The sequence below is a fragment of the Streptomyces monashensis genome (assembly GCF_001866665.1).
Lineage (GTDB): Bacteria > Actinomycetota > Actinomycetes > Streptomycetales > Streptomycetaceae > Streptomyces > Streptomyces monashensis.
On record NZ_MLYO01000171.1, the window covers coordinates 1 to 1,192 of the forward strand.

Consider the following 1,192-nt stretch of genomic DNA (forward strand, 5'->3'; position numbering starts at 1 on the left):
AGCGACCTGAGCCCGATCACCCACATCACACGCCACCACCCGCACCGACTCCGCACCCACAGCCCTCAACGCCGCCACCACATCACCAGCACCCGGCGCATCAGCCCCACGCCGCGACGTCAACACCACATGACGCACACCATGAACACCCACAAGATGCGCAGCAACCGCACGCCCCAACTCACCCAAACCACCAGTGATCAGGACGGCTCCCTCGGAGTCCAGGGCGGGCGGCCGCGCGCCTTCGTCAGCCACCGTCCGCACCAGCCGGGCCGCGAGCAGCTCCCCGTCCCGGACGGCGAGTTCCGGCTCGCCCGCCGCCCACACGCCGAGAGCCGCATCGGCCACGGCGTCGACGTCGACCAACCGGATGACGCGCTCGGCGCGCTCGCTTCGCGCGGCGCGCAGCAGACCCCACAGCGGAGCGTGCACGAGGTCGCGAACGTCACCACCATCCGCGTCCACGGCCACCGCGCCGGAGGTGACCCACACCAACTCCGTCTGCTCCAGAAGGGGTTGGGCGAGGAGCCGCTGAAGTGCGACAAGGGCACCGGTCGTCGCGGCCAACGCGTCGCCGTCCGCGTCGTCGAGGCCCACGGCGGTGGCGTCGATGACGATGCGCGAGGGCGCCTGCGCGCCCTCTTCGTCCAGGCGTACGAGGAGGGCGTCCACGCCGTCGAAGGCCTGCGCGCCCAGGGCGCGAGCCAGTCGGCCGGAGCCGCCGGCCACCCAGGACTCACCGTCCGGCGCCTCCTGCTCGGCGCGCAGGGACGGCAGCGGCTGGAAGTCCACGCGGTACAGGTGGTCGGCCGACCGCCCCGCTCGGATCCGCTCGGCGGACGCCTCCTGCAGCCGCAGCCCCCGTGCGTGGGCGACGGGACGGCCGTGCTGATCGGCGACGGTCACGCGGAGCGTGCGCGCGGCCTCCTCTAGGTCGACTCGGACACGGAGTTCGGTGGCGCCGGCGGCGTACAGCTCGACGCCCGTCCACTCGAAGGGCAGCAGTGCGGTGCCGTCGGCGCCGGTCTCCTTCTGGACGCCGACCAGGCTGTGCAGGGCGGCGTCGAGGAGGGCGGGATGGACACCGTAGCCGTCGGGCTTCAGACCCTCGGGCAGGCGCACGATCCCGTACGCGCTGCTGCCGTCCCGCCACAGCTCCGCCAGCCCCTGGAACGCCGGGCCGTACACCAGC

Annotated in this window: 1 protein-coding gene; it reads right to left on the bottom strand. The window is 73.2% G+C overall.

Features of this window, described 5'->3' with window-relative positions; genetic code table 11:
• On the bottom strand, nucleotides 1-1,192 hold a 1,192-nt coding region (locus BIV23_RS44965; RefSeq protein WP_143079281.1), incomplete at both ends, for a polyketide synthase dehydratase domain-containing protein.